The following is a 2500-nucleotide window of genomic DNA, read 5'->3' as shown; positions in this document are numbered from 1 at the left end:
GGAGTTCCCGGCCAGGGTACCGCCTTTCTGGACGGGACGAGGGCAGATGGAAGCGGGAATCACGGGCTGCTGGCCACGCTGGAGGGCCTGAGCGCGGCGCAGGCCAGCCGGGACGTTCACGGTTCCACCATCGCCGGACACGCGCAGCACGCCGCCTTCCATATGGAAGTGATCGTCCGCTGGGAACGCGACGGCGACCGGGGGCCGTTCGACTGGAAGGGGAGCTTCCAGCCCGCGCAGGTGAACGAGGAGGAATGGCGGGCAGTGCGGCTGCGCGTTCGGCGCGCCTACGAGGCGCTGCTGCAGTTTGCCCGCGCGCAGGAGGACCAGACGCCGAATGGTGACGTGACCGGCGGGCTGACCGGAGCCGTCGCCCACGTCGCCTACCACCTGGGGGCGATTCGGCAGATGGTGAAGGCGGTGGAGGCTGGCCTGTGACCGCTGCCCTTCGCCCCTTCACCGCTGCTGACGCGCCCGCCTGGGTGACCCTGTCGAATCTCGTTCTGGGGCGCACCGTCTCCCTGGAAGCCTTTCAGGCCGAGGAGGCCCGCCGGGACCCCACGCGTCTCAGCCGCCGCTGGGTGATGGAGGAAGGGGGAGAGGTGCGGGGCCTTGCCCACCTCTACTTCTTCCCCTTCGACCCGCCGGGGTTTCTGCATGCGGGCATCCTCGTTCACCCGGAGGCGCGGGGAAGGGGTACGGGCCGGGCGCTGTGGGCCGCCGTGGAGCAGGCCGCGGGGGAGGCGGGCGCAGCCGGACTGGTCGCGGATGTGGGCGACACGGACCCGGAAAGTCTGGCTTGGGCGCAGCGCCGGGGCTTTCGCCGGCACGCGCACCGCTTCGCTTCGGAACTCGACCTCACGACCTTCGACGAGACGCCCTACCTTGATGCCCTCGCGCGGGCGGAGGCCCAGGGCGTCACCTTCACGGACCTGGAGGGCGCGGACGAGGTCACGCTGGAGCGGTATCTGAACTTCTTCGCGGACCGCCTGCCGGAGACACCCGACCTCGCCGGGCACCCGCGTTGGCCCTTGCCCCAGGTGCGCGAGATTCTGCACCTTGACCATGACCCGCGCCCCGACTGGCTGATTCTGGCGGTGGGGCCGCAGGGGGAATGGCTGGGCACGACGGCGATGGTGCGCTACCGCGAGATGGCCTACAACGAGCTGACCGCCACGCACCCGCAGGCACGCGGACGCGGGCTCGCGCTGCCCCTCAAGCTGCACGCGATCCGCCGGGCGCGGGAGGCCGGGCTGACCGTCATGCGGACGAACAACCACAGCCGCAACGCCCCCATGCTGGCCGTGAACCGCCGCCTGGGGTTCGAGCCCCGGCCCGGCCGCTTCGAGCTGCACCTTCCCCTGGGCGTTACTTCCGGCGCCTGAAGGGGTTCCAGCGGGAGCCTCCCCGTGGGTCCTCCATCGCCCCAGGTTCGGCCGAGCGTCCTGGGAGAGCTGGAGGCCTTGCAACCGCCCCATGACGACCGACCGGCCGTGCTGGGGTCAGCCCTGGGGGAGTCTCCTCTTCCGGCGGCTCCCCCAGGGCCGAGAGAAGCACGCCGTGCAGGGCCTCCGCCGTGGGGCGGTCCTGCGGCCGCTTGGCAAGGGCCTGTTCGGCCAGGCGGGCAACCGGTCGCGGCACCCCTGGGTTCAGGGCCGTGAGGGGCGGGGCAAAGCGGGTGAGATGCGCCCCCATCAGCGCCTCGTAGCTTTCCCCCTGGTAGGGGCGCTGACCGCTCAGCAGCTCATAGGTCAGGATGCCCAGGCTGTACACGTCGCTCGCCGGGCTACTGCTTTCCCCCTGGTAGATTTCGGGGGCCATGTAAAAGGGGCTGCCGCTCGCCTGTCCGCCCTGCGCTGTGAAGTACGTGCTTCCTAGGTCTCCCAGCGCCGCGCGTCCCCCGGCGATATACACATTCTGCGTCTTCACGTCCTGGTGCACGGCCCCCAGGTGATGCAGGTAGGTGAGACCCGAGGCCACGTCCGCCAGAATGCGTAGGGCTTGCCTCAGCGGCAGCTTGTTTCCTGGCTGGGCGGCCAACACGTCGCAGAGGGTGCCGTCCGGATAGTAGTGCAGCGCGACGAACGCTTTGGGCCCGAACGCCGTCCCCGCATATCCCCGCACCACGTGGGGATGACGAAACTGAAGGCTCAGCCGCACCTCGTTGCCGAAGCGTTCGGCGGCCTCCTGTTGGCGGAGCGTTTTCTCCAGCGGAATCTTTAAGGCCACCTGCCGTCCCTGCGGATCCTCGGCAAGGTGCACCAGCGCGGACTGACCCCGCCCCAGCAGGTGCAGGAGTCTGTAACCGGGAATGGAGCGTTCTGAAGTCATAGAGGCTAGGAAGGAGGCAAGGCGCGGCTGCCCTTGGCCTCCAAGAGCCAGGCATAAGCCGCTCGCCTTTCTCACTCTAGACGTCAGGCTGTCACGCAAATCTATCGGAAGGCGGCGGAGCGGAAGCTACTCCTCGTCGCCCGCGTCCTCTGCGGCGCGTTTCCCAGCC

General features: G+C 69.5%; 4 protein-coding genes (2 of these 4 running past the window's edge). 2 read left to right on the top strand and 2 right to left on the bottom strand.

Going from position 1 to position 2500, the window contains the following annotated elements; translation table 11 throughout:
• A protein-coding gene (locus tag EI73_RS08375; RefSeq protein WP_034385898.1) for a hypothetical protein crosses the window boundary here: on the top strand, window positions 1–438 show its 3' portion. Its footprint begins 69 nt before the window's first position; the window shows 438 of its 507 coding nt (coding positions 70–507); its start codon lies beyond the left edge, outside the window; its stop codon occupies window positions 436–438.
• Window positions 435–1385 carry a GNAT family N-acetyltransferase gene (locus EI73_RS08370; protein ID WP_034385897.1) on the top strand — a complete coding sequence of 317 codons (951 nt, stop codon included), beginning with the start codon at window positions 435–437 and terminating at the stop codon, window positions 1383–1385. The genes EI73_RS08375 and EI73_RS08370 overlap by 4 nt, the downstream gene beginning before the upstream one ends.
• Here EI73_RS08370 and EI73_RS08365 read toward each other — a convergent pair.
• Together EI73_RS08365 and prfB are read right to left on the bottom strand one after the other, a co-directional pair.
• Window positions 1369–2331, bottom strand: coding sequence for a serine/threonine-protein kinase (locus tag EI73_RS08365; RefSeq protein ID WP_034385895.1), 963 nt, complete (start codon window positions 2329–2331; stop codon window positions 1369–1371). The genes EI73_RS08370 and EI73_RS08365 overlap by 17 nt on opposite strands.
• Window positions 2332–2457: 126 nt before the next feature.
• Window positions 2458–2500 (bottom strand): peptide chain release factor 2 gene (prfB, locus tag EI73_RS08360; protein WP_156103489.1) (it continues 1053 nt past the right edge of the window). Within the gene, window positions 2458–2500 belong to an annotated coding region that runs on past the window's edge; the region does not span the whole gene.

Source organism: Deinococcus sp. YIM 77859, assembly GCF_000745175.1.
Taxonomy (GTDB): Bacteria; Deinococcota; Deinococci; order Deinococcales; family Deinococcaceae; genus Deinococcus.
This window is presented reverse-complemented; position numbering and strand designations above follow the sequence as displayed.

Excerpts from the sequence above, each read along its gene's own strand:
- EI73_RS08365 (WP_034385895.1), bottom strand. The coding sequence starts at position 2,331 with ATGACTTCAGAACGCTCCATTCCCGGTTACAGACTCCTGCACCTGCTG.